Below are 26,191 nucleotides of genomic sequence, written 5' to 3'. Positions count from 1 at the left end.
GGGTCGAAGTCGTCGGTCGTGTCGGTCAACCGGTCCCCCTCACGGACGCCACGTCGCCCCGACCCTACCCAGGTCCCCTGAGGGTAGGCGCCCCTTCCTCACCCCGGCCCTCAGGTGTCGCTCAGCCGGAGCGCGCGACCCGGAACCCTACGTCGTCGATGCGGAAGGTCGGGTGGCTGCGGCGTCGCACGGAGGCCCGGCAGCTCCAGGGTTCATCGAACCAGCCGCCGCCGCGCAGCACCCGGTAGCTGCCGTAGACCTCGGCGTCGTAGACGTCCCAGCACCACTCCCACACATTGCCCAGCATGTCGTGCAGCCCCCACGCGTTGGGCCGTCTGCCGCCCACCTCGTGCATCCGCTCGCCCGAGTTGCCGCGGTGCCAGGCGATGTCGTCGAGCGGCCCGTACCGCGCCTGAGCCGTACCGGCCCGGCACGCGTGCTCCCATTCGGCCTCGCTCGGCAGCCGGTAGCCGTCGCCGCCCGCGTCCCACTCGACGCGCTCGCCGTCGACCCCGCGATAGGCGGGGGCCAGCCCCTCCTCCCGGGAGAGGGCGTTGCAGTACCGGACCGCGTCCAGCCAGGAGACGCCCTCGACGGGCAGACGCTCGCCCCGCGCGGTGCTCGGCCATGCGCCGGTGACCCGTGCGTAGTGCGCCTGGGTCACGGGGAACGCCCCGAGCCGGTACGGCTGGAGCTCCACCTGCCAGCTGCGCCGCGTACGCCGGTCCGACAGCGTCACCCGCCCTGCCGGGACGGCGACCATCTCATCTCTCACTACCCCACCCATGACCATGATCGGCCGATCCTAGCAACGGCGGTCTCAACCCCCTTGCGCCAAGCGCCTGTTGGCGTCCGCGCGGTTGAGGAGGAGCTCCTTCTCCCGCGCGTTGCGGGTCAGGGCGGCCGCCCGCTCGAACTCCGCCCTCGCCTCCGCCGGACGGCCGAGACGCTCAAGCAGGTCCCCTCGTACGCTCGGCAGCAAGTGGTAGTTCTTGAGGGCCGGTTCGTCCCCGAGGGCGTCCACCAGGCGCAGCCCGGCCTCGGGGCCCTCGGACATCGCGACGGCGACCGCCCGGTTCAGCTCGATCACGGGGGACGGGGTCATCGCCATGAGACGGCCGTACAAAAGGGCGATCGACGCCCAGTCGGTGTCCTCGTAGCGCAGAGCGTGCGCATGGCACGCGGCGATGGCAGCCTGCACGGAGTAGGGGCCGTCCCCCGCCCGCTGGAGGGCCTCGACGCCCCGCCGGACGAGCAGGCGGTTCCACTTGGCCCGGTTCTGGTCGGCGAGCAGCACCGGCATCCCGCCGGGCCCGGTGCGGGCGGCGATGCGGGAGGCCTGGAACTCCAACAGGGCGGCCAGGCCGTGGACTTCGGGCTCCTTGGGCATCAGGCCGCAGAGCACCCGCACCAGCCGCAGCGCGTCCTCGCACAGGGCGGGGCGCACCAGGTCGTCGCCGGCCGTCGCGGAGTACCCCTCGTTGAAAATGAGGTAGATGACTTCGAGGACCGAGGACACCCGGGCGTCCCGGTCCGCTCCGTACGGCACCTCGAACGGGACCCCGGCCTTGGCCAGCGAGCGTTTGGCGCGCACGATGCGCTGGGCGACGGTGGATTCCGGGGCCAGGAAGGCGCGGGCGATCTCCTGCGTCGTCAGGCCGCCGAGGAGCCGCAGCGTGAGCGCGATCCTGGCCTGCGTGGACAGCAGCGGATGGCAGGCGGTGAAGATGAGCCGCAGCAGGTCGTCGTCGATGCGGTCCGGGTCGTCGAAGTCGGCCGGGTCCGGCGGCGGCACGTCTTCGAGCGCCCGCCCGACCTCCGCCAGCTTGCGGGCGTACGTCTCCTTGCGGCGGACCAGGTCGATGGCGCGGTTCCTGGCGGCGGCCATGAGCCAGGCACCGGGGTTGTCGGGGACGCCGGAGGCGGGCCACTGCTCGAGGGCCGCGACCAACGCGTCCTGCGCGAGCTCCTCCGCGATGCCCACGTCCCGCACGACGCGGGCGACACCCGCGATGATCCGCGCGGACTCGATCCTGAATACCGCTTCGACCGTTTCGGTCGCACTCGCTGACGTCACGGCCACCCATCAGAGCAGCCCCACGAAGGCGCGGCAAGCTCGACGCGGCGCGTCCGACGGCCTCGACCAGGCGACACCCTCGTCACCGCCGCCCGCACCCGGATGCGTAGCCTTGCCGCATGGCCCAGCTCCAGCTTCTCCGCGTCGATCACGGTCCTGCCCTTCTGGAGTTCGAGCGGGAGAACCGCGCGTACTTCGCCGCGTCCATCCCCGACCGCGGCGACGACTACTTCGCCGAGTTCGACGCCCGCCATGCGGCACTGCTGGCCGAGCAGGCGGTGGGCACCTGCCGCTTCCACCTCGTGGTGGGCGACGACGGTGAGATCCTCGGGCGCGTCAACCTGCTCGACCTGCAAGCCGGTTCGGCCGAGCTCGGATACCGGATCGCCGAGCGGGCCGCCGGACAGGGGCTGGCCACGGCATCCGTCCGCCAGGTCTGCGCCCTGGCCTCCGGGGCGTACGGCCTCACCTCGCTGACGGCCAGGACGACCCTGGACAACACCGGCTCCCGGGCCGTCCTGACCCGGACCGGATTCACGCCCGGCGCGGAAATCGAGCTGAGCGGCCGGCCGGGCCTCAGCTTCGTACGGGGCTTGTGACCGACCGGGTCTCAGCTTCGTGCGGGGGCTGTGACCGACCGGGCCCCTCGCCATCGCCGCGCGCCGCGCTGCCCTACACTCGCTCGCACCTTCACAGCGGTGTGAGGGTGGGGCCTTGTTCCGTACGTCCGCGAGGAGGAGCACATGCGCATCGGCGAGCTCTCGGAGCGCACCGGCACATCGCGTCGGCTGCTGCGCTACTACGAGGAGCAGGGCCTGATCATCTCCAGCCCCTCCCCCAACGGCTACCGGAACTACGACGAGAATCTGGTGGACCGGGTGCTGCAGATCCGGGGGCTGCTCGACGCGGGCCTGCCGACGCGCATCATCAAGCAGATCCTGCCCTGCCTCAACAAGCCCCGGGCGATCCACTTCCCCGACGCCACACCGGAGATGCTCGCCACCCTCACCCTCGAACGTGACCGCATGACGCAGCGCATCGAATGCCTGATCCGCAACCGCGACGCGGTGTCGGAGTACCTCGACACGGTGAGCGGCAATTCACATGTCTGATGCGAACCCCGCATTCTTGGGCTCCCCGAGGAGCCCTCAGGAGCCGTCCTCCTCGACCTCCACGATCACCAGGGTTCCCCTGCTGCCCGGGCGGACCGCGTGTGCCGTCCCGGCGGGGACCAGGTGGAGTTCGCCCGCCTTCACGGTCAACGGGCGCCCCGCGACGAGGAGTTCGAGCCGGCCGTCCAGGACCAGGAGGGCCTCCGTGGTGTCGTGCCGCTCCTCGACGAGCGGCAGCCCGTCCATCCTGAGCACCTTCACACAGGCCGGGCCCACCTTCCCCAGCGCCAGCGAGCGCCAGGGCGTGAGGCCGGCGGCGGTCGCCGTCAGGTCGATCGGGTTCTCGGCAAGTGTCGTCACGGCACACGTCTCCTCTGCGGTCGGGGCATGCCGCCGACCGTTCCGGGGGGAATCTGTGGATGCCCGAAGGCTATGTGGCCGGGCCACATGACTGGTCGACCGAACGGCAAAGGATGTCGACGCCTCGGGTGGGAACGGATCCGGCTCCATCCCTGTCTACTCTTCTGAGCACCCCCGAGCGGTGCCACTCGGGCGCGCCCGGGGGAACGTCTGGCAGAGAGTTCTATCGACCCATGGGTCTCACGAGTAACAGCGTGCTGGCACTGACCGTGCTGTGCGCGGTGGTCATGTTCGCCGTCACCATCTGGTGCTGGCCGCGCCTTTCACGTCACAGCTGGAAAACGGTACTGGGCCGGCTGGGGCTGCTCATCGCGACGCAGTTCCTGGTGTTCGCCGCCGTGGGGCTCGCGACGAACAACTCCTTCCTGTTCTTCGGCTCGTGGACCGACCTGTTCGGGCAGGAGCAGGGCGTCGGCGTGGTGGTCAACCACTAGGACCGGCCACCGGCCGTCACGGCCCCGGCCCCGCCGTCGGGCGGCTCGTCGAGCCGCCCGGAGCGCGGGGGCCGGGGCCGTGCCGTGTTCAGCGGCGGCGGCCGCCGAGGGCGCGGGCCAGCAGGCCCCGGCGCGCGGCCGGCGGGGCGGGGACCGGAGCGGCGGCCTCGGCCGTCGGGGCCTCCGGAGACTCCGACTCCTCCCCCGACTCCGGCGGTGCGGTGCGCAGTGGTTGGGGCGGGGTGGGCGCCTTGGCCTTCTTGCCGTCGATCCGGATCAGCGGTGCGCCCGCCACCTCTTCCACCCCGTGCCACAGGTCCGTGCGCGATGCCAGCCAGTCGAGGAGTTCGGCCCGTACCGGTTCGGGATCGCCCCAAGTGCCGTACGCCTTAGTGCCGGTGATGCAGATGAGCTTCAGCTCCATCGTCGCGACCGCGCCCCAGACCGCGGCCGCGACCCCGGGGCAGTGCTCGGCGCGGAAGTCGTCGAAGGCCACGATGGCCTCGGGGGCGGCGAGTTCCCTGGCCGCCTCGATGTCGCCGTGGACGTGCTCGTACAGGTGTGAGGCGTCCACGTGGATGAAGCGGCAGCTTCCGGCGTCGAGCCGGGAGGCGATGACGGAGGTCGGTGCCTGGACGACGGTGGGCAACTCCTCATGGAACGCGCGGTAGTTCGCCTCGAAGGCCCGGCGGGTCAGCGTCGAGTACGACCTGCCCATTTCGGCGCTGTTGGGATCGTCGGGGGCCGGTGAGTCGAAGAGGTCGCAGACCGTGAACTCCTCGCCGGGGCGCAGATAACCACCGATGAAAATCGCGCTCTTGCCCAGATAGGCGCCGAGTTCGAGCAGATCACCGGTCTGTTCGGGGGCCCGGTCCTGGCGCTTCAGGAACCAGTCGAACAGCAGTTGATCGGCGGGCCAGAACCAGCCTTTGACGTCGGAGAAGCGGGCCGGGGACGCCACCGGTGCACTCGTCGTTTGTGACATGGCCCGGTCCTACTCCTGCGAGATGACCGGAAGGTGGCCACGGGGCGTGGCCCGGGCGCCCCCGGCCGAAACTCCCCGTACAGCACGAGAAAACCCGCCTTCACCTGCGAATCCGCCGTACTGAACAGCGGGACAATCACCCTGTGTAGCCGCAGAAACACCCGAAGCGAAAGATTCCGCGTCGCACAAATCGACAATTCCCCCGACTACACATAAAGGGCATGTAAGCGCACAATGGGGGGCGCGACACATTGTCGCAGCGCGGCCAGACGTGCAGACTTTCAGAAGGAGGCGAGTCGGATGGCCGACGTCTCACACCGCCCCGGTGATCTTTCCGGGCACCCCGATGTATCGGAGATGCGGGACCGCTACGCCCGGGTGATGGAAACCCGCGGAGTGGCAGCGGTCGAGGAACTCGTGATCCTCGCCGGTATTTACGCAGCGATCTCCGGCTGGACGGTCCACTTCTCGGCCGCCAAGCCCACCCTGGCCCTCAGCAACCTGGTCGTCGGCATAGCCCTCGCGGTGCTGGGCCTGTGCATGTCCATGGCCCCGGAGAGGTCCACGGACCTGAACTTCGTGGTCCTGCCCCTCGGAGCCTGGCTCATCGTCTCTCCCTGGGTCGTCGCACGGAGCGCCGGCACCGGAGCCATCCTGAGCAACGTCATCACCGGCGCGTGTGTGTGCCTGTTCGCACTCGTCGCGGGTGGGATGTTGATGTCGAGAAACCGAAAGTCGACCTGACTCCCGGTAGCCGGCCCCGGCGGGGGTGAAGCCTTCCTGTCCTACGAGGCCTCCCGGTTTCGACGGAGACCCGCCGCCGCCCCGGGCCGGCACCGCCGTCCCCGATCGCCACAGCATGCGGCCCGCACGGCGCCCGTACCTCAACTCCCGGACTGTGAGCCGGAGTTGACGCGGGCGCCGTCGGCCTACGAATCGACTCGGCGCAGCCACCTCAGCTCGCCGTCCTGCCACACATCGGTGACCGCGAGCCCGGCGGCAGCGGCGACGGCGGCGGACGCGCGGTGCTCGGGGTGGATGTGGGCCACCAGCGTCCGCACGGGCTGCCGCACGAGCCAGTCGACGAGCCCCCGGGCGGCTTCGGCCGCAATGCCCCGGCCCTGCCAGGCCGTGCCCACCACCCACGCGATCTCGGCGACGCCCCCTTGCCCGGACGAGGTGACCGTCGCCTGGACGGTGCCGGTCAGGCAGTCCTCGTCCCGCAGCCGCACCACCCAGTTCAGCCAGGACACCCCGGGCTCGGGAGAGCCCTCGGTCAGGCGCTCGTAGCGGGCGCGGAGCGCCTCGGGGTCATCCGGGGCGCCGCCGATGAAGGCGTGCAGCGCCGGGTCGGACAGGACCGTGGCCATCTCCTCGGCGTGGTCGACGCGCAGCGGCACGAGGTCGAGCCGCGCGGTCGCGATGGGCTTGGCTTCCAGGGGGTTCACGCCGCCATCCTCGCCGTCGGCGCCTGCGGCTGTCGATCTCCGGCAGGGCGGCTCCGGGCCCGCTTCGGCGACTTCCGGCCGGAGCGGAGGCGGGGAGCGGCAGCCGCGTATCGGCCAACTCCCCCGCCGCCCCCTACACCCCGGCCCCGCACCGGACGAAGATGCGCATCACTCTCTACGAGGGCTGAGAAACGAGGGCAGTGAGCGGGAGAGGGGGCGGCGCACATGCCATGTGAGGGTGATCACAGCACCCGAGGGCCACCCGGGCGTAACCTGACGTCATGCCTCTGCTCGTTCGACGCCGCCACGTGGACTTCGTCCGCGTCACGAGCATGGCCTGTCGCACTTACCGCTGACCCAGGCCCCCCTTTCCTCCTCCCCGTGCCCATGCGGCGCCCGCCTCACCCCGGCGGAGCCGCGATCGCGCGCACCCGCGCCGGCCGGGGCATCTTCCAGCGGATGGCTTCCATGTCGTACGTGACCTCCTCGCAGCTGCCGATCATCGACCTCTCCGCCGCCGACCGCGGCCCCGAGGCCCGTGGGCGGCTGCACGACCAGCTCCACAGTGCCGCGCACGGCGTCGGCTTCTTCCAGCTCGTCGGGCACGGCGTCACGGAAGCCGAGACCGCCGCGCTCAACGAGACCATGCGGGCGTTCTTCCGGCTGCCGGAGGCCGACCGGCTCGCCATCGACAACGTCAACTCGCCCCATTTCCGCGGCTATACGCGCATCGGCGACGAGCGCACCGGCGGCTCCCGGGACTGGCGCGACCAGCTGGACATAGGCGCCGAGCGGCCCGCCCGTGTCCCCGGGCCGGGTGAGCCCGCGTACTGGTGGCTGGAGGGCCCCAACCAGTGGCCCGCCGCGCTGCCGGGCCTGCGCACCGCGGCCCTGAACTGGATCGACCGGCTCAGCGCGGTCGCCGAGAAGCTGCTGCACGAGCTTCTCGCCGCGATCGGCGCGCCCCAGGACTTCTACGACGACGTGTTCGGCGACCGGGCCCATCTGCACCTGAAGCTGGTCCGCTACCCGGGCAGCGCCGAGGACGGCACCGCACAGGGCGTCGGCGCGCACAAGGACTACGGGTTCCTCACCCTGCTGCACCAGGACACCGTCGGCGGCCTCCAAGTGCAGCGCGAGGACGGCCGGTTCCACGATGTGCCGCCGCTGCCCGGCGCCTTCGTCGTCAACCTCGGCGAGCTGCTCGAAGTCGCGACCAACGGCTATCTGCTCGCCACCAACCACCGTGTGGTGAGCCCGCCCGGCGCCACCGAGCGCTTCTCGGTGCCGTTCTTCTACAACCCCCGCCTCGACGCCCACATCCAGCCGCTGTCCTTCCCGTACGCGGCGCATGCGCCGGGCGCCACCGCGGACCCGGCGAACCCGCTGTTCGCCGAGTACGGACGCAACGAACTCAAGGGCAAGCTGCGGGCCCACCCGCTGGTCGCGGCCCGCCACCACGCGGACCTGCTGCTCACCGAGCGCCCGCTCGCCGGATCGGCGCTGACGTCCTAGCCGCGCCGATCTGCGCGCGGGACTCGCACCCGGCGGTCGAGGACCGTCACATCCGGCGGTCGAGGAACAGCTCCGAGAGCGCGACCAGTTCGTCCACGCGCGGCGCCACCAAGGGCGCCGCGCGCAGCCGGTCGCGGGCGACGGCGACCCGAGCACGCGCGTCCCGCAGCGCGTAGGTGCGGCCGCCCGCCTCCTCGATCAGGTCGGCGGCGCGCCGGACGCGGGCCTCGTCCGGCGGGGTCCGCCCGTCGAGGAGGCGTTCCAGGCGGGGCCCCAGCGAGGGGTCCTCGGCCAGGGCGGCGAGGACCGGCAGCGTTTTCTTGCCGCGCCGCAGATCGCTGTGCACCGGCTTCCCGGTGACGGCGGGGTCCCCCCAGATTCCCAGGACGTCGTCGACCGCCTGGAAGGCCAGCCCCCATTCCCGCCCGGCCCGCGCGAGCGCGTCCGTGAGACGGGGCGGGGCGCCCGCGAGGACCGGCCCGAGTGCGACGGCGCAGCCGAGCAGGGCACCCGTCTTGCGGGTCGCCATCGCCCGGTATTCGGTCAGGCTCACCGCCCCGCCGCCGGTCCACGGCCGTTTCTCGAACTGGACGTCGTCGGCCTGGCCATGCACCAACTCCCCCAGCATGACTGCCAGTTGACGCACCGCCGAGCCGCCGTGCACGTCGTCCGCCTCGGCCAGTGTGCGAACGGCGAGCGCGAACAGGGCGTCGCCCGCCAGGACCGCGGGGCCCGTGCCGAAGGCCTTCCACGAGCTGTCGCGGTGCCGCCTGGTCTCGTCCCCGTCCATGATGTCGTCGTGCATCAGGGAGAAGGTGTGGATCAGCTCGATCGCCACGGCCGCGGGCACCGCCACATCGGCGCTCGCGCCCACCGCCTCCGCCCCGAGCACCGCCAACGCCGGTCGCACCCCTTTGCCGCCGCACCCGGCGCTGGGCGTGCCGTCCGTTTCGCACCAGCCGAAGGAGTGTGCGGCGATGCGGCCGGGTTCCGGGTGCAGCCCCTGTACGGCCTCGCGCAGCGCCGGCTCCACCACATCGCGGCAGCGCGCGAGGGTGGCCGCCGCGCGGGGCGCGGGGCCGCCTCGGGACGTCACGGCTGCCACCGGCGCGGAGCCGTCCCGGGGCGGACGTAGGGACTCGGGGGTGTGCAGACCAGCCTGGGGGGACATGGGTTCTGCTCCTGTCGTGGGCCGTGCGGGGGGTGCCGTGGACATCGCGGGGGCCGCGCTCAAGGGGCGGGTACGGCGTCGGGCGCCGTGATGCCCAGTTCCGCGCGCGCCTTGGCGATCATGTCGCCGGCTCGTCGCAGACCGATGCCGCCGAGCGCACGCTCAAGGACGTCCAGATCGGCGGCGGTCAGCTCCGCCGCACGCCCCTGCCGGGCCTGCGCCTTCACCAGGCCGAGCCGCGACAGCGCCTCCCCGCGCGGCTCGCCCATCGCGCGGAACTCCGCGAGCGCCCCGCTGTAGACCTCCTCGGCCTCGGCGTAACGCCCCGCGCGGTACAGCACGTTGCCCCGCATCTTGTGGTTGTACGCGAGCGCGCCGACCAGCTGAACCTCCCGGCAGAGCGGCTCCGCCTCGGTCAGCAGCGCGAGGGCCCGCTCGGTCTCGCCCTGGGCGGAACACACATCGGCTATGCCGCGCAGCGCCCAGGCCCGGCCGCGGTCGTCGCCCGCGTCCCCGGCTATCCGGGCCGCTTCCTCGAACATGGCGAGGGCAGTGTCGAAGGAGCCGGTGTTGCGGTGCATCTGCGCGATGCCTTCGAGCGCCCACACGGTGTGCCGGGCCTCGCCGCGCCGCCGGGCCTCGGCGAGCAGCTGCTCGTGCAGGCGGCCCACGGCCTCGTAGTCGCCCTGGATGCGTCCCGTCTCCGCGAGCCCGGCCAGCGAGTAGCCGCGGGCCACGATGTCGTCGCCCTGTTCGGCGAGTTCGGCGGCTTCGGCCAGTCGTTCACGGGCCAGCGCGAGGTCGCCGCGCTGGCGGGCGAGGGTGCCTCCGCTCCAGACCGCCCAGGCCATCGCCCCCCGGTCGCCGGCCCGGTCGGCCGCGCGGTAGCTGTCCTGCCAGGCCCGTTCGGCCTCGTCGACCCGGCCCAGTCGCCGGCTCGCCTCGGCGACGGCGAGCGCGGCGTGGGCCAACTCCAGCGCGTCGCCGCTCTGTTCGGCCCGCCGCTGTTCCTCGACGGCCTTGGCCAGCACCTCCTCCAGCGACGTGTTCACCGAGAGTTCGCCCAGGGACCCCCGGTACTCGGGGGCGAATGCCTTGCCGTACATGGTTGTCTCGCTTCGGATCGTGGTGCGGAGCGAGGCGCTCCACCTTTGATCAAGAAGCTAGGAGACGACCGGGGTGCCGGGAGTCAGCCTCAGAGCCCGTGTGCCGTACATCTGAAGGCGGACGTCCGGTGGAAACATCCGACTTCAGCGGGACCCGGGGAGCGTCGCGAGGTAGGCGTCCGTCCGGTCCGGATCCATCAGCCAGTCGCGGTAACTCAGCGGATCGGCATAGCCGTTGGCGAAGCGGTGGGCGACCTCTGGGTGTTCGTACGCGGCCCGCAGGATGCGTCCGAGGTGATCCGCCGGCGGCTGACGCAGCATCAGGTCGGTGAAGGCGTGCACATGGCGCGCCTGTTCCCAGTAGTCGTCGAAGGTCCCCCGCATCCACTGCTCGTCGAAGGGCCGCTCGCCGCGCTTCAGGATCGCGTCGAGGTATGCGGCGGCCGCCCTCGCCGCGTTGTTGGCGCCCTGGCCGGTGAGCGGGTCGTTGACGGCGACGGCGTCCGCCATGCCGAGGACGTACTGGCCGTCCCCCAGTGCGGCGACCCCGTGCCGGACGACGGGGGTGACGGCTCCGTACAACGCGGCGCCGCCGTCGGTGGGTTCGGCTCGCGCGAAGCGCTCGTACTCCCACGGGGCGTACTCCCGCAGCAGCTCCACCGCCCGGCTCAGCCCCTCGCTCGGGGCCGGGCGATCCGCCCAGCAGTCGTACGGACCACCCGGCTTGGCCTCCAGGAACAGGATGTCGCAGGGCCCGTGCACGCTCAGGGCCTGGAGGACGATCGCGTCCCCGGCCGCCGAGCCACCGGATACGCGCAGATATCCGTCCGTCTCGTCGCCGCGGCCCGTGACGTCGTTGGCGTAGAACGCGGCGAGCGTGCGCTGCGGGCGGTCGTGGACCGAGCGTGCCGCGTCGCGGCCGAAGAGCGACGAGAGGGAGCCGCGGCCCGCGGCCACGACCGTGAGGTCATGGCGCGCGACGACCGCCGGGGCGCCGTCGGCCTCGACCGACCCGTACTCCACCCGGCCGCCCCGCGACTCGAACAGCTCCAGCCATGCGGAGAGCTTGAGCCGCTGGTCCACCGAACGGGCCTCGGCGTCATAGGAGGTGGTGAAGCGGGCGGGGCCCTGAGCCGGCACCGCCGGGTCCCACTGGCTCATCTCCAGGCCGCCCATCACCGGCGCCCGCTCGTCCCAGAGGTTCAGCCCGGCGGCCCGCTCAAGTGCCAGGGCGGGGCCGAACATCAGCTGTGTCGAGGTGACCCGGCCGTCGTGGATCTCGCGCGCCGTCCGCTCCGAACAGAGCGTCACGTCGTAGTCCTCGGCCTGGAGTCCGAGCGCCAGGTGAAGCCCGGCCTGCCCCGCCCCGATGATCGCGATCCTGCGCACGCCTGCCTCCACCTGGTCCGCACCGCCGACCCCACCGTTGTACTGGGTGGCACCGGGGGCTGCCTAGACGACCTTGGACGTCAGGCCGTCGGGTACTGACGGAGCATCCAGTTCCGGTACAGCGCCGAGAGGGGGCCCTTGTAGTCGGTACAGCCCTTGGGGCACTCGGTCGTGGTCAGATACCGCCGGAAGACCGCCTCCTTGCGACGGGCCGGCTGAACGGCGACGTTCGGGCGCATCGCACTGACCGAGTAACCCCGGTATCCGATGACGGCGGGCTTGACGCCCGGCACTGCGGCGGCGGCCGACTTCACGAACCGCGCCGCGACTTCGTGATCGCTGTGGTCGCCCTTGGGTCCCGTGCCGTAGTCGGTGTTGCGGTAGTCGAGGGTGCGTACGGTCCTGGCGTGCGAGTCCGCGACGAGCCAGGCGAGCATCGCGGTGAGCTCCCTCGCGTCGTAACTCGCGCTGTGGTCCATGGCGGTCATCCGGCGGATCCTCCCCCGTTCGAGCTTGAGGAGGCTCTGGCCCGCCTGGGTGCGGGTGCCCGAGCCGTCGTGGATGCCGTCCGGCAGACGCAGGAAGGTGACCCGCACCCCTGGCCGGCCCGCCGGCACGCGGAGCGCGAAGGCGCGGACGGTACGGCCGGCGTGCCTGCGGTCCTCGCGCCGCCAGTCGTTGGGCACCCCCGCCAGCAACGCGTAGGCCTGGCCCACGCCCTGCTCGCGTTGCTGTACGTACCGGGTGCCGGGGCTCCCCGCATCGCCGGCGGTGAGGTAGACGATGTCGAGGCAGGCGCCCTTGCCCCAGTCGGCGACCAGATCCGGGCTCATGAAGAGGAGGTCGTCGTCCTCGTGGGCGACCCCGGCGAACACGGTGCTCCGGCACGGCGGGGCCGCGGCCGCCGAGGAGTTCGCGGGTACGGCGATCTGCCCCCACGCGAGCATCGCCATGCCGCACACCACTGAAGCGCCTCGAAGTCCGAGCTTTCTCCGCTGTACCGCTGTCCCGTTCACGGGACGGATTATCAGCGCATATGTCGCGAAGATCCCGGATTTCCCTCCGGGCGTGCCTCCGGCCGGTCCGCGTGCCCCGGCCCGCCGGGCGCCCGGGTGAGTGCCGTGACCGTCCTCACCGCCGCCGTCGTCCAGGCGGGCTCACCCTTGTTCGACACCCCGGCCGCGCCGGCCAAGGCGCTGGACCCGATGACGCGCCCGACGCCGAGCCCGCTCGCCGCGGACCTCGCTCAGGCGACCTCGACCGGCACCCGGAGGTCGGCGCGCGGGCGGGTGTAGAGGCGGCCCCGGACCTCACCCCGCGCCAACCGGTCCATCGCGGCCGGGAGTTCGGTGAACGGAACCTCCTCCACGGCCGGCTTGAGCGCGCCGCGCGCGATGAGGTCGTACACCTCCCGCAGCTCGTCCTTGCTCGCTCCGAGGGAGCCGACGAGCTGGACGTTGCGCATCACCAGGGAGGCGATCGATATCGGGGCTACGGCACCGCCGAGGCCGACGAGCACCACACGGCCGCCCGGCCGAACGCTCTCCACGGCGGCAGCGGCCGTCGAGGGCACGCCCGCGAAGTCCACTATGACGTCCGGGTGTTGGGCCGCGAGCTGGTCGATGTCCTGGAAGCAGGCCGTGGCTCCGGCCTCCGTCGCCGGCCCGAAGGTGGACGAGTTGACGTCGACCCCGTACACGGTGGCGCCGAGCAACTTGGCGATGCGTACGCCATTCAGGCCGAGGCCGCCGAGGCCTATCACGCCGACCGTCCGGCCGGGACCGACCGAACCGGCCGTCCGCACCGCGTGAAAGGCGGTGGCCACGGAGTCGGTCGCGACAGCCGCCTCCGCGAACGTCACGTTGTCGGGGATGTGCACCAGCGTGGAGACATGGGCGAGTTCCCGCTCGGCGAACGCGCCGTCGTGTCCCACTCCGGGCGTGAAGAGGGCCTCCGCTATCGGGTGCGAGACCAGGGCGATGCCCACCCGGTCGCCCACCGCGAAGTCCCCCACTCCTTCTCCCACCGAGGAGATCACTCCGGCTCCCTCGTGGCCCAGGGTCACCGGTGACTTGACGGTGAGGTCACCGAGGTCCATACCGCTCATGATGTGCAGGTCGGAGTGGCAGAGCCCGGCTGCCTCGATGTCGACGACCACCCAGCCCGGGCCGGGCTCCGGATCCGGAACGGTCTCCAAGTTGAGCGGCCGTCCCGCGCCTGCGAACCGTATGGCCTTCATCCGCGCATCCCCACCTTTACACCCGCGTCGCACAGTTGTTCCCTGTTCTGGTGGTTGAATTCCCAAGGTTCGAACGCTTTATGCGTGTGATTCGAATCGGCAGACGAATCACCATATGACCGACGTGAACATGCCAACGGCGGCCCGTCCAGCGGATGCTGGGCGGGCCGCCGCGATGAGGATCAGCTTCCGTTGACCTCCAACTCGTATATGCGGGCGGCCGGATCACCGTTCTGGGCCGGGGTGACGACCGCGAGGCGAACGTAACGGGCCGATGCGCTCACGGGGCTCGTCGTGGAGCCGGCCGTGTTGCCGCGTACCTGGGCCGCCGTCGTCCAGGTGCTGCCGTCGGTGGAGACGCTCAGGTCGTAGTCCTTGGTGTTCCAGTCCGCGCTCTCGCCGCCCGCGCCCGCGTGGCGCACGGTGATCGACGTCAGCGGATGCGACGCGCCCAGGTCGACCTGGAGGGTCTTGGCGCCGGACGCCTTTGAGCACCACTTGTCGCCGGTGCCGCCGGTGAAGCTGCCGTTGACCGCCTTGTCCGGGGTCTCCGTGGCGTTGCAGGACGCCGAGCCCGTGGCCGGCTGCCCGATCGCGAGGTCCCGGCTGCCGCCGCTCGGCCCGTAGACCTCCAGCTCGTAGACGCGGGCCGCGTCGCTGCCGCCGCCGCTGGTGTTGGAGGGGCTGGTGATGAGGAGGCGTACGTAGCGGGCCGACCGGGCCGAGACGGGATGGTAGGTCCGGCTGGAGCGCGAGCCGGTGACGGTGGCCGCGGTGGTCCAGGCGGTGCCGTCGGTGCTGGTCTGGATCTGGAAGGCGCCGGTGTTCCAGCCGGTGTTCTCGCCGCCCAGACCGGCGTGCTTGATCACGAAGGAGGACACCGTGCGGGCGGTGCCCAGGTCGACCTGGAGCGACGGGTTCGCCGCGGACGAGCACCACTTGCTGTTGTTGGTGAGCGAGCCGTCCACCGCCTTGTCGGCCGACTCCGCCGTGGCGCAGCTCGCCGACCCGGTGGCCGGCTTGCCGAGCGCCAGGTCGGGACCGAGGTCCGGCGCGGCGGGCACCGGCGTTGCCCCGTCCTGGAAGGACGGCGGCACGTCGGAGGCGCCGGTGCCCCAGGTGCCGCTGGGCGTGCCGCCCATGGTGTAGTTCAGGGTCGCGCCGCCCGCGACGTCCGGGTAGCGCAGGTAACTGTGGCTGGTGGAAGCGCCGTTGACGTCCAGCGCCTGCACGTAGGGGCCGGTGCCGGAGCTGTTGATGGTGATGTTGCCGCCCGCCCGCTGGATCAGGATGGACGGGAACTGCGGCCCGTGCAGGGCCAGCGTGTCCGCGCCGGGAGTCGCGGGATACATGCCGAGCGCGGCCCACACGTACCAGGCCGACGTCGCGCCGAGGTCGTCGTTGCCGGGGAGCCCGCCCGCGCCGGTGGTGAAGGACTCGGCCATCACCTTGCGTACGGCGTCGGTGGCACCGGCCGGTTGGCGCGCGTAGTTGTAGGCCCACGGCACACCGTGCTCGGGCTCATTCCCTATGTAGTAATAGGGCCTGCTCTGCCCGGCGTTGACCTCGGTGAAGTGGTGGTCGAGGCGCTGCACCGCCGTCCCGGGGCCGCCCATGGAGTTGATCAGGTCGGAGAAGTCGTACGGCACCATCCAGGTGTACTGGGAGGCGTTGCCCTCGGTGAACGTGGACTGGCTCGCCGGGTCGAGCGGCCAGCTCCACGAGCCGTCGCTGCGGTGCTGCTGCACATAGGACGACTCGGAGTTGAAGGTGTTGCGCCACCACTGGGCGCGTCCCATATGGGTGTTGTAGCTCGACGTGTCGCCGAGCGCCCTGGCGAACTGGGCCACCGCGAAGTCGGACGCCGAGTATTCGAGGGAGTCGGAGGGGTCGTCCAGGTAGTGCAGGCTCGTGTAGGTGGACTGACGGCCCCGGATCGCGCTGCCCTGCGCCGTGCCTCCGTTGGACGCCTTCTCCATCAGGGACAGGGCGGCCGAGGTGTCGAAGTCGCGCGCCCCGAAGGCGTACAGGCTGCTGACGATGATCGGGCCGGGGTCGCCCGTCATCACGAAGTCCTCGTTGGTCTGCTGCGACCACTTGGGCAGGAGACCGCCCTGCTGGCCGTCCAGGACCATCGACTTGGCGATGTCACTCGCCTCGGTGGGCGCCATGAGGGCGATGAGTGACGCCCACGAGCGGTAGATGTCCCAGCCCGAGTAGTTCTGGTACACCGGTCTCGCCGAATTGTGCACGGCGTTGTCGAAGCCCCGGTAGTCACCGTTGACATCGCTGGAGATGTTGGGGCTCTGGAGCACGTGGTACAGCGCGGTGTAGAACTTCTGCCGTTCCGCGGCGCTGCCTCCGGTCACCTGGACCCGGTTGAGCATCTCGTTCCAGGAGGTGTCGGCCGCGGTGCGGACCGCGCCGAAGTCCCAGCCGCTGTTCTCCGCGCCCACGTTGGCCTGCGCGCCCGTGACGCTCACGTACGACAGGCCGACCTTGAACTGGACCGTCGCGTTGCTGCTGGTGTCGAAGGTGACGTAGGCGCCGGTGTTGGTACCGGAGGCACTGGCCGAGCCGTCGCTGACGGTTCCGCCGGACCAGGTGCCGAAGCCGGTCGGCGTGCGGTCGAAGCGCACGTCGAAGTAGATCTGGTACGTCTTGGACGAGCCGCAGAACCCTCCGGCGGTCACGCTGCCCGTGAGCTCGTTGCCGTTGACGCGCACCGTTCCGGCGCGGTTGCCGGTCGCGCTGCGGCCGGTGTTGATCAGCAGCCGGGACGCGGTGGAGGCCGGGTAGGTCAGCTTGCCCATGGCGGTGCGGGTGGTGGCGGACAGCTCGACGTCGGTGGCGTAGCGGTCGAGGCGGGTCTTGTAATAGCCGGGCTTGGCCACCTCGTTCGCCTTGGTGTAACCGGAGGCGTAGCTCGTCCAGTTGGTGCCGGGCGAGCTGCCGAGCGCGCCGGTGACCGGCAGCAGGGGCAGGTCCTCGTTGTTGGCGCAGCCGGCGCCGTCGAAGTGGGTGAGGCTGAAGTCCTCGACGGAGGTGTCCTTGTAGCGGTAGCCGGACGGTGAGGCGGTGGGGGTGTCAGGACCGAACTGCACGCCGCCGAAGGGCACCACCGCGCCGGGGTAGGTGCTGCCGCCGGCGCCGCCGGGCACGGGGTTGGGGGCGTTGCTGTCGTCGGTGCCGATGAACGGGTCGACGTACTGGGTCAGCGGAAGCGCTGCCGCCTGGGCGGGCACGGCGGCGGCGAGGCCGACGAGCCCCAGGGCGGAGAGCGCCAGCGCGCTGAACGCGCTGACGCCCCGGGAGGGACGTCTTGGCCGGACCACGGGTCCGGCGGAGGGCACGGAGCGGAGCACGAGGGGGGACCACCTTCTCGCAAGGGACCGCTCGCCGTCCGGCGGGCGGCCTCGGGACGGGGGATGCTCGATGTGCATGTGAACGTTACCAACCAACTCAGGATTGTTGAGGTGTCCCTGACCACCCGTCAAGAGTGCGGGACGAATTGGAGCCCCGTGTTCACTCAGGCACGCGGACGCCTCCGCCAGGGGGAGCAATCGCCTTGCGTGGAGCGCCGTTTGACGATCAATCAGATCCGACCGGACCTCGCACGCGGCCGTCATGTGAACGTTACCAACCCGAAGGGGCTCCCGAGGCTGCCGGCCCAAGCGCCGCGCGGGCCGCCTGACATGGGGGTCCGTCTGCCATCATCGACGCGTCGCCGTGCCGGACCCGGGCGCGGACCGGTCGATGAGGAGGCTCGTGAAGCGCCCGACGATGAAGGACGTGGCCCGCGCGGCGGGAGTGAGCCCGATGACCGTCTCGCGGGCGGTCTCCGGCGAACCCGGTGTCTCGCCGGACACCGCGGCCCGGGTGGAGCAGGCCGTACGGCAGTTGGGCTACCAGCGCAACGACAACGCCCGCAGTCTGCGGCAGAAGGACCTCCGCACGTCGACCATCGGTCTGGTCGTCGACGACCTGGCCAACCCCTTCTACGCCCTGATGGCGCGCTCCGTCGAGGACGAGGCCCACCGGCGGGGCTTCCTCGTCCTGGTCGGCAGCACGAACGACGAGCCCCGCCGCGAACGCGAGGTCATAGCCGCGTTCACGGCACGTCAGGTGGACGGCCTCATCCTCGTCCCGACCAACGGCGGCCACGGCTTCCTGAAGCAGCCGATGGAGGGCGGCACCTGCGTGGTCTGCGTCGACCGGCCGGCCAAGGGCCTGGCCGTGGACACCGTCACGGTCGACAACCGCGCGGGAGCCGAGCGGGCCGTCAGCCACCTGCTCGGTCACGGACACACCCGGATCGCCTATCTCGGCGACCGGTTCGACATCTGGACCCAGCGCGAACGCCACGCGGGCTATCTGGACGCCCTCGCCTCCCACGGCATACCCGAGGACCCCGAACTCGTACGCCATGAACTGCGCTCCCAGTCCGACGCCGCCGCCGCCCTCGCCGATCTGCGAGCACTGCCCGCTCCGCCCACGGCGCTTTTCACCACCAACGACCTGATCACCATCGGGGTGATGGACGGGCTCGGGCATCCCGACCCCGTCGCCCTCGTCGGGTTCGACGACTTTCCCCTGGCGGACCGGCTCGACCCGCCGCTGAGCGTGGTCAGCCAGGACCCGGTCGCGCTCGGCGCCACCGCCGCGAACCTCCTGTTCTCACGCATCGACGGCGACCGGTCGGCTCCGCGCTCGGTCGTCCTGCTGACCCGGCTGATCGTGCGCGGCTCGGGGGTGGGCGGGGGCGAGCGCGGCTAACCGGTGGGGCGGGCCGTGATGGCGGGTCCGGCCCATGCCGCGTGGCCGGTCGACGCGGCCGGGGCGGGTCCTGACGGCCCGGCTGCTCGGGGCCGGCCGGGGCTAGTCGAGCAGGCTCTTGGGCAGGTAGGGCGACCTGACGGGCACCGGCCAGCCGATGCGGCGGGCGTGGCAGGCCAGGCCCAGCACATCCAGGTTGACGGCGGCTTCCATGTCCCTGCCTCGGGCGCCCACCGTGTAGTGCTCGCGGTGTTCCTCCAGGGCGTCGGCAAGCGCGAGGGCGAAGCCCTGTTGGTCGCACTGGACGAGTTGGGACAGCAGGGAGAGCGGCGGCGCGAGGAAGCTGCCGCCGGCCATCCGGTCGGCGACCGCCAGGGCGTGGTCCATCGCGGGCTCGGGATCGACGCCGCGCAGATAGTCGTGCAGCGCCGCACAGTACGCCCCGCCGGGTGACGGGTGATCGCCTTCCGCGAAGAACTCCGGCTCGATGAGGACGCAGTCGGCCAGCGGCCTGCGCGCGCCGACGACCAGCGCGAGCGCCACGGCCTGTTGCCACTGATGCGGATTGGGGCGATAGGAACCGCGCCACGCCGGAAGCGTCCTCGTCGTCCCTCCGACGGTGACCTCCACCTCTGTGCCCGGCTCGGCCCGTGCCACCCGAAGCGCGGCCGCTCCCGCCTCCGCCCCGAGCAGGACGGCCTCGTACTGACACGGATCGGTCCCGTCCGGATCGACCGCGGCCCGCACCAGGAAGCGCCGGCGCTCGTCCGACATGAGCGACGTCAGATCCCGCGCGAGCGACTTCGGGTCCGCGCTCAGGTCGTGGAAGCGCGCCATCTCCTGCGCGGCGAGGTCGTCGTACAGCGAGGGATCCAGGGATCGGATCTCCAAGGGATGGCGCGGCCGCTCGACGACCAGGGGGCCGGTGCCGAGCGCGGCCACGGCGTCGGCGCGCTTGTCCCTGCCGTAGGCCCGCACCCGTGGCGCCTCCGGTTCGAACCCGGTCACCAGGGCCCGGGGAAGGTAGCCGGACTCGACCGGGATCTCCCAGCCGTGCCATCGGTGGGCCATCGCCATGAGCGCGAGGGCGTCGAGCGGGAGCAGGCTGCGCGGTCTGGCGTTGTCTCCCGAGGCGCGGCTCCGGTACTGCTCCAACTGTGTGGCCAGGCGCTGGGCGAAGCCCTCCTCATCTCCTGCCGCCAGGGCCCGCAGGGTGCTGAGGGCGGCGCGGTGGCCGGGCCAGTCGTCGCCTTCGCCGAGCGTGGAGACCACCATGTCGATCAGGGCGCACTTCTCGACGTCCTGAACGGGCACCGAGGAGAACACATCGGCCGGCCCTTCCTCGTGGCCGAAGACGTACGCCATCAAGGCGTGGACGAGCGCCACGTCCGCGCGGCCCTCGTTGCCGCGCCACGGCGGGGCGGCCTCGATGAACACCTCGGCCGCGCTGTCCGAGACCTGGGCGAGGAAGGCCAGATGGAGGGCGTCCAGCCAGTCGGATGCGCGGACGCGTCCCGCCTGCTCCTGCGTGTCCTCGTCGCGCTCCAACTCCCCGCCGTAGGACACCCCGGCCCCGGCGTAGTCGATGAACACCTCGGACTGCCGCCCCGGAGCGGAGGTCAGTTCCAGGGCGCCCACCGCGGCGGCCGCCGCCGAGCCCAGCGCCGTCTCGGCGTCCTTGCCGCCCAGCTCGGGCAGCCGTAGGGACCGCGCCCCCAAGTAGTCCAGAAGGTCGTCGGCCACCATCCGCCAGCCCTCGGCGGGCAGGGGGTCTTCCTGCATCCGGTGCACCTCGGCGGCGATCCGCTCCGCGAAGTCGGCCTCCGCGGCGGCCGATGCCGCCTCACCGATGCGATGGCGCTCGATCCGCACCTCTGCCTCCCGACGAGTCCCCGTTCGATCTTGCCCTGCCAGCATAGGAAGGGGGTCTGACAACGCGCCCGGTTCGGCGGTCCGCTCGTTCCGCATGACAGATCCCCCGGCGTCTTTGTCATCATTTGGTCACATGGGCATGCGATCGTGGTCTTGCTTGATCGGTTTCCGGGGCCATGGCAGTTCGACACCGGCTCGGAAATGAGTACTTCCGACTGGAACGGCTGTATGCGTTCCTGACGTCTAGGCGGCCGACAGCGCAGAGAACAGGGCGAGATCAGCAAGGCGGGCTGCACCACGTATGAACGAGAAGAACAGCGCGAAAGCGGGCGGGCCTTCCGGCACGGAGGCCGCGGGCGGCGACGATTCCGCCGCGGCCAAGGCGGCCGACGGAGCGGCTGAGCGGACGGAGGGTACGGGGCAGGCGGCCGCGCACCGGACGCCTTCGGCGTCGGCCGGCCCCCAGGGCTCCAACTCCGGCCCCGCCGCGCCGGCTCAGGACCGGCCCACTCCGGCCGAGCGCCCTGATCGAAGCGATCGAGCCGACCAAACCGGCCGTCCAATCGATCAAGCCGACCGAGCCGACCGAGCCGACAAGACCTTGGTCTTCACCTCCCCGGCGTCGCGGCTGGACTCCGCGCGGCCCGCCGCTGACCGGGCCGTCACGGCTGACGACGGTGACGCCGACGACGGCCACGCGGGCAACAGGGACGCGGGCCGGCACGAGGAGGAGGGTGAGAAGGGCAAGGCCGCAGCAGGCACCAACTCCGGCTCCGCCGTCCCCGCGTCCACCCCCGCCTCCACATCCGCTTCCGCGTCCGCGTCCTCGTCCACGTCAGCTATCCCGTCGCGAGACGGGAAGCCCGAGCAAGCTGACGCCGAGCGACCCGAGGCAGCGGCACGCACGTCGGATGCACCGGCGCTGAATGTGCCCGAGTCGGGCGCGCCCATCCCCGAGGCGGAGGGGCCGAAGGCCGAGGCCCCCGAGTCGCAGGCCAGGGGACACGAGTCGGAGTCCTCCGACGCCGGGGCGCCCGAGCCACAGGCCTCCAAGGCCGGGGCGGAAGCTCCCCAGACAGAGGGGCGCACGCCCGAGCAGCCCGAGTCGGAAGCCCGAGCGGCGCCGGCCGACAGCGACCCTGCGGCCACTCCCGCCGCGACTCCCTCTCCGGCGCCCGCCGCGCCCCCCGTCTCGGATCCCCGCGCTGTACCCGCGCGCACCGCCAAGGCGGAGCCGGAGTCGAAGGCAACGTCGGAGCCGGATTCCGAGCCCGTCGAGAAGCCGACCCCTTCCTGGGCCGCCCGCAGGGAGTCGGACTCCGAGCGGACCAGTGAGTTCGTCGCGCTCAAGCCGGACCTGCCGCACCCGGCCCCGCCCCGCCGTGTCGTCCCCGTCCCGCCTCCCCCGTCGGTCGGCACGGAGCCCGGCCAGAGCCCCTCGGGGCCCGAGGTCACCAGGGAGTTCAACGCGCCGCGCGCCGTCGACGACCGCACCATGGCGCTGACCCGCCCGCCCGCGCCCTCCGCCACGCCTCCGGCCGCCACACCCCCGACCGCGCCCGGAGGCGGTGACGCGGGCGGGCCGCCGCCCCCGCTCGACCTGCTCGCGCAGCTGACGAACACCCCGCCGAAGCCCGAGACGGTCGCCCGCACGGTCGGGCGCAGGATCAAGATCTGGGGCACGCTCGTCGCGCTGGTCGCCGTAGTGCTGGTGGTAGTGCAGGCGCTGCGGCCGCTCCCCACGCCCACCCTCCAACTCACCGCCAAGTCCACCCACACCGCCGACGGCGGGGCCCTGTCCCTGCCGTGGCCGAACGAGGGCCAGGCCGTGGTGGACATCAACGGCCTTGGCCGGATGGGCACATACGGGGAGATGAAGCCGCTCCCCATCGGCAGCGTGGCCAAGGTGATGACCACCTACCTCATCCTGCGCGACCACCCGCTCAAGGCCGGCGACAAGGGACCCTCGATCCCCATCGACCAGAAGGCGCAGGACGACTACACCAACGGCGTCAAGGAGAAGGAGTCCGTCGTCGAGGTCAAGGCGGGCCGGCAGGTCTCCGAACTGGAGGCCCTGCAGGCCGTCATGCTGCCCTCGGCGAACAACGTGGCCCGCCTGCTGGCCCGTTGGGACGCGTCCACGGAGGAGGCGTTCATCAAGAAGATGAACGACACCGCCAAGGAACTCGGGATGACCAACACCACGTACACCGACGCGAGCGGCCTCGAGGAGTCCACGGTCAGCACCGCCGAGGACCAGGTGAAGCTGGCCAAGCGGGCGATGGCCGATCCGATCTTCCGGACCATCGCCAAGCTGCCGTCGTACACGTCGACTACGACCTCTGGCGGCGGCACCCTGGAGACGGCCAGGACTCAGCACAACTTCAACAAGCTCGTCCCGCTGAACGGCGTCGTCGGCATCAAGACGGGGTCCACGACCAAGGCGGGCGGCAACCTGCTGTTCGCGGCCGAGACGACCGTCGGCGACAGCAGGCAGCTGGTCATCGGAGCCGTGTTCGGCCAGCACCGGGCACCCATCATCGACACCGCGACGGCGGCCAGCAAGAAACTGATACTGGCCGCGGACAAGGCGCTCAGGAGCGAGACGGTGGTGAAGAAGGGCGATGTGGTCGGCCGGGTGGACGACGGCCTCGGCGGTACGGTCCCGGTCGTGGCGACCAAGGACCTGAGCGTGCCCGTCTGGTCCGGCGCCTCGGTCGGGGTCGGCCTGACGGACGGCGGCAAGGCGCTGCCGCACTCGGCGAAGGCGGGCACCCAGGTCGGCACCCTGACCGTGGGCACCGGCACCGGTGAGGTGAAGGTGCCCGTCGCCCTCAAGGACGATCTGGTGGAACCGTCGTTCGGCGCGAAGCTCACCCGGATCGGCTGACCCGGAGGGCGGCCGCCGACAGCCCCTGCCAACAGTGCGGCCCCGCCGATTTCGGCGGGGCCGCACTGTTGGCAGGGGGTCAGCAGGGGACGGCGCCCCCGCACTGGCAGGGGCCGCCGCTCTGGCAGCCGCATTGGCAGCTGGGGCCGCACGAGCAGTTGGCCGCGCGCGGTGACGGGGCCGTCGCGGGGCGGGGCGTTGTGTACAGGAGGCTCGGTGGAGCCATGGGAGGAACAGGCTGCTCGGGAATCATGGTCAAGCTCCCTTCCCTGGTGCGCTGTTTCGGTCCTGAGTCAACTCCAGGCCATGACGGGCGTCAACGCCCTTGCGCGACAAGGGGTTTGAGAGTACGGATCTCATGCGCATCAGGAGCCGCACTCCCCCCACCCGGCCCGATTGTCAGTGGTGCCCGGCAGGATGGTGGCAGGCCCGGCGTCGGGCGCGCGCGGGGGCTGTGCGTTCGGCGAAGGAATCGGCTCGGCACGTCCGACAAGGGAGTCCGCGATGACCTCCAAGTTCAGGTTCGGGGCAGGCACGGCAGGGGGCGCACGTCCCGCGAGCGGCTCGCGCCTTCCGGCGCTTTCCCTCGCGGCGGGGCTGCTCACCGCGACCGTCGCGCTGTACATGGCGCTCGTCGCCTTCGGCAACATCACCGACTTCGACACCAACCGGCAGTTCGTCCGGCACGTCCTGGCGATGGACACCACGTTCAAGGACCCGGATCTCATGTGGCGGGCCATCACATCGGGCACGCTCCAGGACATCGCGTACGTCGTGATCATCATCTGGGAGACCGTGGCCGCCCTGGTGCTCGTCGCGGCCGCCGTCGCCTGGCTCGGCGGGCCGCGGCGGCGTTCCGGCGCGGGGCGGGCCCGCCGCCTGAGCACCCTCGGGCTCTTGATGGTGCTGCTGCTGTTCGGCGCCGGATTCATAGCCATCGGCGGCGAGTGGTTCTCGATGTGGCAGTCGAAGTCCTGGAACGGACTCGACGCGGCCACCCGCAATTTCATCGTGGCGGGCATCGTCCTCGTGGTCGTCCATCTGCCGGGCGGTGAATCCCCGGCGGAATAGGCCGACGTCACTTCCCGGCCAAGTCGCGTGTCGGAGCTCTCAGCCGGAAGTGGTCACCGAATACCGCAGACAAGGTGCATAATGCATGTGTAGCCCTTCGCGCGTCCCCCGTCGCGAAGGGCTACACCTGCTTGCAACGGCCACGCACCTTGGACGCGCGAAACGCGCAGGGCGCAGCAGCCACCCGAGCAAGGAACTCCCCTCGTGGCTCCTTGTTCGTGTTTTTTCGAGTTAACAGTGACGTAGAGTGTTTCCGCAAGTCCGGTTCCGATCACGGAGCAAGATGTTCCGTTTTGTCACCGGCGACCGTGGCCGACAGGCTCCCCGTCCGCCGGGCCCCTGTACCAAGGTCGGTTAAAGTACACAGCCGTTGACCGAATCGGACGTCGCGCATCGACGGACAGCGCATGAGCGGCGGACGTGGACGTGGGGACCCTGATGGACAACGGCGAAGAGCACACGCCCGACCTGACCACATTGCGGCAAAAGGTCGAGTACATGGTCGAGAAGACCTTCCCGGGGGAGAAGATCTCCGGCCGGGTCTTCGCCGATCTCGTGAAGGAACGGGGCGGCTCGCTCTCCCACAGCTATTTCTCCAACATCCTCGCCGGCAAGGTCACCAACCCGTCGGAGGAGATCCTCAAGGCTCTCGGGCTCGGCTTCGGCGTGGACTGGCGTTTCTTCAAGGACGAGTCCGAAGTGGTCGACGACGTCGTGGCCGGGCTCCAGTTCCTTGCGAAGCGGCGTACCGGGGAAATCAGCGGCCTGGCGGCCCGCGGGCTCGACGACGACGGCCTCGACCCGGAGCTGCTCCAGTTCGTCCTCTCCCTCCTGGAGGACAACAAGGACAACAAGGACGGCGATGGCGGACGGGGCAGCGGGCCCGAGGCCGCCCCCGGCGGACAGTCCCGGTAGCGGGCACCGCGTGTTCATGACGATTGGCTAAGATCGCAGACCGCTTGTCACACACGCGTGACTACGATCAAGAGGTCTCCATGTCCATGCGCGAGCTGCGGAAAGAGTGCGAAGCCGGCCTGGCGGATCTGCCGATCCCGGCCCCGTTCAGCATTCCGGGTCTCGTGGCGAACATGGAGGAGGCCCGGGGCCGCACCATCGTGCTGCACGAACTGCCCGACCGCCTCGCCCGCGTGAACGCCGCGTGCGGCCTGCGCCTCAAGTCGGGCGGCACCAGCTTCGTGCTCTACCGGCGCCGTCCCACCGCGTACCAGACCCAGCACGTCATCCTGCACGAGCTCTGCCACGAGTGGTTCGACCACGGCACGACCCTGAACGCGGACCAACTGCGCCAGCTGCTGCCGCTGTTCAACACCTCCCTGATCAAGCGGGTCCTCGGCTCCGACGAGCCGGCCGCGCGCCCCGGGCCGCCCGAAGCCCCGGCGCCCCCGGAGGAGGAGCCGGCCGGTCTGCCGCCCGCGGTCACCGAGGCGCTGCGCTCCGGCGGCCCCATCCAGGCGCGCGCCCAGTACGACACCCACGACGAGCGGATCGCCGAGTTCGGCGCCTCGCTCATCCCCCGCATGGCCCGCGACGTGACGAGCGACGACATGGTCGGACGCCTCGCCAACTCCCTGTCCCGGCCCGTCGCCCACCGGCGCCGCGGCTTCTTCCGCCGCTCGTAGCCGTCGAACCCCCGCACCCTCGCGCCCCCCTGTCCCCCTCCACGTC

At 71.3% G+C, this 26,191-nt stretch carries 23 protein-coding genes; 11 read left to right on the top strand and 12 right to left on the bottom strand.

Annotation, left to right across the window (positions count from 1 at the left end):
• Positions 1 to 121: 121 nt before the first annotated feature.
• Entirely contained in the window at positions 122 to 763 is a 642-nt protein-coding gene (locus tag ACFYZA_RS03850) for a formylglycine-generating enzyme family protein (protein ID WP_388487974.1), read from the bottom strand.
• Between the two features lie 57 nt (positions 764 to 820).
• Positions 821 to 2,083 (bottom strand): RNA polymerase sigma factor, encoded by a 1,263-nt coding sequence (locus ACFYZA_RS03845; protein WP_388486890.1) that lies wholly within the window; start codon positions 2,081 to 2,083, stop codon positions 821 to 823.
• 113 nt (positions 2,084 to 2,196) lie between these two features.
• Between ACFYZA_RS03845 and ACFYZA_RS03840 the strand changes: the two genes are divergently transcribed.
• On the top strand, positions 2,197 to 2,676 hold the full coding sequence (locus ACFYZA_RS03840; RefSeq protein WP_382593858.1) for a GNAT family N-acetyltransferase: 480 nt from the start codon (positions 2,197 to 2,199) through the stop codon (positions 2,674 to 2,676).
• A 144-nt stretch (positions 2,677 to 2,820) separates the two neighbouring features.
• Positions 2,821 to 3,189, top strand: a complete 369-nt coding sequence (locus ACFYZA_RS03835) for a MerR family transcriptional regulator (protein WP_388486888.1) — start codon at positions 2,821 to 2,823, stop codon at positions 3,187 to 3,189.
• Positions 3,190 to 3,225: 36 nt separating this feature from the next.
• Here the strand turns inward: ACFYZA_RS03835 and ACFYZA_RS03830 are convergent, their stop codons facing one another.
• Positions 3,226 to 3,549 carry a cupin domain-containing protein gene (locus ACFYZA_RS03830; RefSeq protein ID WP_388486885.1) on the bottom strand — a complete coding sequence of 108 codons (324 nt, stop codon included), beginning with the start codon at positions 3,547 to 3,549 and terminating at the stop codon, positions 3,226 to 3,228.
• 233 nt (positions 3,550 to 3,782) lie between these two features.
• On the opposite strand from ACFYZA_RS03830, the gene ACFYZA_RS03825 reads away from it, so the two are divergent.
• Complete coding sequence (locus ACFYZA_RS03825; RefSeq protein ID WP_382593867.1) at positions 3,783 to 4,043, top strand: hypothetical protein; 261 nt, start codon at positions 3,783 to 3,785, stop codon at positions 4,041 to 4,043.
• 88 nt (positions 4,044 to 4,131) lie between these two features.
• On the opposite strand, the gene ACFYZA_RS03820 is transcribed toward ACFYZA_RS03825, so the two are convergent.
• Positions 4,132 to 5,028, bottom strand: coding sequence for a class I SAM-dependent methyltransferase (locus ACFYZA_RS03820; protein ID WP_388486882.1), 897 nt, complete (start codon positions 5,026 to 5,028; stop codon positions 4,132 to 4,134).
• Between the two features lie 300 nt (positions 5,029 to 5,328).
• On the opposite strand from ACFYZA_RS03820, the gene ACFYZA_RS03815 reads away from it, so the two are divergent.
• Positions 5,329 to 5,772, top strand: a complete 444-nt coding sequence (locus ACFYZA_RS03815; protein WP_388486879.1) for an SPW repeat protein — start codon at positions 5,329 to 5,331, stop codon at positions 5,770 to 5,772.
• 185 nt (positions 5,773 to 5,957) lie between these two features.
• Here the strand turns inward: ACFYZA_RS03815 and ACFYZA_RS03810 are convergent, their stop codons facing one another.
• Positions 5,958 to 6,476: a GNAT family N-acetyltransferase gene (locus ACFYZA_RS03810; protein WP_388486876.1), complete on the bottom strand. Its 519-nt coding sequence runs from the start codon at positions 6,474 to 6,476 to the stop codon at positions 5,958 to 5,960.
• 459 nt (positions 6,477 to 6,935) lie between these two features.
• On the opposite strand from ACFYZA_RS03810, the gene ACFYZA_RS03805 reads away from it, so the two are divergent.
• A complete protein-coding gene (locus tag ACFYZA_RS03805) occupies positions 6,936 to 7,991 on the top strand; it encodes an isopenicillin N synthase family dioxygenase (protein WP_388486873.1) in 1,056 nt (351 codons plus the stop codon).
• Between the two features lie 46 nt (positions 7,992 to 8,037).
• Here ACFYZA_RS03805 and ACFYZA_RS03800 read toward each other — a convergent pair whose 3' ends face one another.
• From ACFYZA_RS03800 to ACFYZA_RS03785, 4 genes are all read right to left on the bottom strand, one after another.
• Entirely contained in the window at positions 8,038 to 9,162 is a 1,125-nt protein-coding gene (locus ACFYZA_RS03800; protein WP_388486871.1) for a polyprenyl synthetase family protein, read from the bottom strand.
• A 59-nt stretch (positions 9,163 to 9,221) separates the two neighbouring features.
• Positions 9,222 to 10,268, bottom strand: a complete 1,047-nt coding sequence (locus ACFYZA_RS03795) for a tetratricopeptide repeat protein (protein WP_388486868.1) — start codon at positions 10,266 to 10,268, stop codon at positions 9,222 to 9,224.
• A 144-nt stretch (positions 10,269 to 10,412) separates the two neighbouring features.
• The gene (locus tag ACFYZA_RS03790; RefSeq protein ID WP_388486865.1) at positions 10,413 to 11,657 is read right to left on the bottom strand and encodes a styrene monooxygenase/indole monooxygenase family protein; all 1,245 of its coding nucleotides are present in this window, start codon (positions 11,655 to 11,657) and stop codon (positions 10,413 to 10,415) included.
• 80 nt (positions 11,658 to 11,737) lie between these two features.
• Positions 11,738 to 12,610 carry a PIG-L family deacetylase gene (locus ACFYZA_RS03785; RefSeq protein WP_388486862.1) on the bottom strand — a complete coding sequence of 291 codons (873 nt, stop codon included), beginning with the start codon at positions 12,608 to 12,610 and terminating at the stop codon, positions 11,738 to 11,740.
• A 168-nt stretch (positions 12,611 to 12,778) separates the two neighbouring features.
• Between ACFYZA_RS03785 and ACFYZA_RS03780 the strand changes: the two genes are divergently transcribed.
• Complete coding sequence (locus ACFYZA_RS03780) at positions 12,779 to 12,952, top strand: hypothetical protein (protein ID WP_388486859.1); 174 nt, start codon at positions 12,779 to 12,781, stop codon at positions 12,950 to 12,952.
• On the opposite strand, the gene ACFYZA_RS03775 is transcribed toward ACFYZA_RS03780, so the two are convergent.
• Together ACFYZA_RS03775 and ACFYZA_RS03770 are read right to left on the bottom strand one after the other, a co-directional pair.
• Complete coding sequence (locus ACFYZA_RS03775) at positions 12,904 to 13,896, bottom strand: zinc-binding dehydrogenase (RefSeq protein WP_382593891.1); 993 nt, start codon at positions 13,894 to 13,896, stop codon at positions 12,904 to 12,906. The genes ACFYZA_RS03780 and ACFYZA_RS03775 overlap by 49 nt on opposite strands.
• A gap of 182 nt (positions 13,897 to 14,078) precedes the next feature.
• Entirely contained in the window at positions 14,079 to 17,261 is a 3,183-nt protein-coding gene (locus ACFYZA_RS03770; protein WP_388486856.1) for a GH92 family glycosyl hydrolase, read from the bottom strand.
• A 403-nt stretch (positions 17,262 to 17,664) separates the two neighbouring features.
• Here ACFYZA_RS03770 and ACFYZA_RS03765 point away from each other — a divergent pair, with 403 nt between their 5' ends.
• Positions 17,665 to 18,672, top strand: a complete 1,008-nt coding sequence (locus ACFYZA_RS03765) for a LacI family DNA-binding transcriptional regulator (protein ID WP_382593897.1) — start codon at positions 17,665 to 17,667, stop codon at positions 18,670 to 18,672.
• Between the two features lie 102 nt (positions 18,673 to 18,774).
• On the opposite strand, the gene ACFYZA_RS03760 is transcribed toward ACFYZA_RS03765, so the two are convergent.
• Positions 18,775 to 20,544 carry an immunity 49 family protein gene (locus ACFYZA_RS03760; protein ID WP_388486852.1) on the bottom strand — a complete coding sequence of 590 codons (1,770 nt, stop codon included), beginning with the start codon at positions 20,542 to 20,544 and terminating at the stop codon, positions 18,775 to 18,777.
• A 601-nt stretch (positions 20,545 to 21,145) separates the two neighbouring features.
• Here ACFYZA_RS03760 and ACFYZA_RS03755 point away from each other — a divergent pair.
• The 4 genes from ACFYZA_RS03755 to ACFYZA_RS03740 all read left to right on the top strand — a co-directional run bounded on the left by ACFYZA_RS03755 (position 21,146) and on the right by ACFYZA_RS03740 (position 26,145).
• A complete protein-coding gene (locus ACFYZA_RS03755) occupies positions 21,146 to 23,434 on the top strand; it encodes a D-alanyl-D-alanine carboxypeptidase (protein WP_388486849.1) in 2,289 nt (762 codons plus the stop codon).
• Between the two features lie 504 nt (positions 23,435 to 23,938).
• A complete protein-coding gene (locus ACFYZA_RS03750) occupies positions 23,939 to 24,505 on the top strand; it encodes a DUF2165 domain-containing protein (protein WP_388486846.1) in 567 nt (188 codons plus the stop codon).
• A 438-nt stretch (positions 24,506 to 24,943) separates the two neighbouring features.
• Positions 24,944 to 25,420, top strand: a complete 477-nt coding sequence (locus ACFYZA_RS03745; protein ID WP_382584616.1) for a hypothetical protein — start codon at positions 24,944 to 24,946, stop codon at positions 25,418 to 25,420.
• Between the two features lie 80 nt (positions 25,421 to 25,500).
• Positions 25,501 to 26,145: a toxin gene (locus ACFYZA_RS03740; RefSeq protein ID WP_388486843.1), complete on the top strand. Its 645-nt coding sequence runs from the start codon at positions 25,501 to 25,503 to the stop codon at positions 26,143 to 26,145.
• Positions 26,146 to 26,191: the final 46 nt, after the last annotated feature.

This window comes from Streptomyces sp. NPDC001828, from assembly GCF_042892175.1.
Classification (GTDB): domain Bacteria; phylum Actinomycetota; class Actinomycetes; order Streptomycetales; family Streptomycetaceae; genus Streptomyces.
The sequence above is the reverse complement of the archived record's forward strand: the minus strand, read 5'-3'. Positions and strand labels throughout refer to the sequence as shown.

Coding starts and splice junctions, on each gene's coding strand:
- ACFYZA_RS03850 (WP_388487974.1), bottom strand. CDS start 763: ATGGTCGCCGTCCCGGCAGGGCGGGTGACGCTGTCGGACCGGCGTACG.
- ACFYZA_RS03840 (WP_382593858.1), top strand. CDS start 2,197: ATGGCCCAGCTCCAGCTTCTCCGCGTCGATCACGGTCCTGCCCTTCTG.
- ACFYZA_RS03835 (WP_388486888.1), top strand. CDS start 2,821: ATGCGCATCGGCGAGCTCTCGGAGCGCACCGGCACATCGCGTCGGCTG.
- ACFYZA_RS03825 (WP_382593867.1), top strand. CDS start 3,783: ATGGGTCTCACGAGTAACAGCGTGCTGGCACTGACCGTGCTGTGCGCG.
- ACFYZA_RS03820 (WP_388486882.1), bottom strand. CDS start 5,028: ATGTCACAAACGACGAGTGCACCGGTGGCGTCCCCGGCCCGCTTCTCC.
- ACFYZA_RS03815 (WP_388486879.1), top strand. CDS start 5,329: ATGGCCGACGTCTCACACCGCCCCGGTGATCTTTCCGGGCACCCCGAT.
- ACFYZA_RS03805 (WP_388486873.1), top strand. CDS start 6,936: ATGGCTTCCATGTCGTACGTGACCTCCTCGCAGCTGCCGATCATCGAC.
- ACFYZA_RS03800 (WP_388486871.1), bottom strand. CDS start 9,162: ATGTCCCCCCAGGCTGGTCTGCACACCCCCGAGTCCCTACGTCCGCCC.
- ACFYZA_RS03795 (WP_388486868.1), bottom strand. CDS start 10,268: ATGTACGGCAAGGCATTCGCCCCCGAGTACCGGGGGTCCCTGGGCGAA.
- ACFYZA_RS03785 (WP_388486862.1), bottom strand. CDS start 12,610: ATGGCGATGCTCGCGTGGGGGCAGATCGCCGTACCCGCGAACTCCTCG.
- ACFYZA_RS03775 (WP_382593891.1), bottom strand. CDS start 13,896: ATGAAGGCCATACGGTTCGCAGGCGCGGGACGGCCGCTCAACTTGGAG.
- ACFYZA_RS03750 (WP_388486846.1), top strand. CDS start 23,939: ATGACCTCCAAGTTCAGGTTCGGGGCAGGCACGGCAGGGGGCGCACGT.
- ACFYZA_RS03745 (WP_382584616.1), top strand. CDS start 24,944: ATGGACAACGGCGAAGAGCACACGCCCGACCTGACCACATTGCGGCAA.
- ACFYZA_RS03740 (WP_388486843.1), top strand. CDS start 25,501: ATGTCCATGCGCGAGCTGCGGAAAGAGTGCGAAGCCGGCCTGGCGGAT.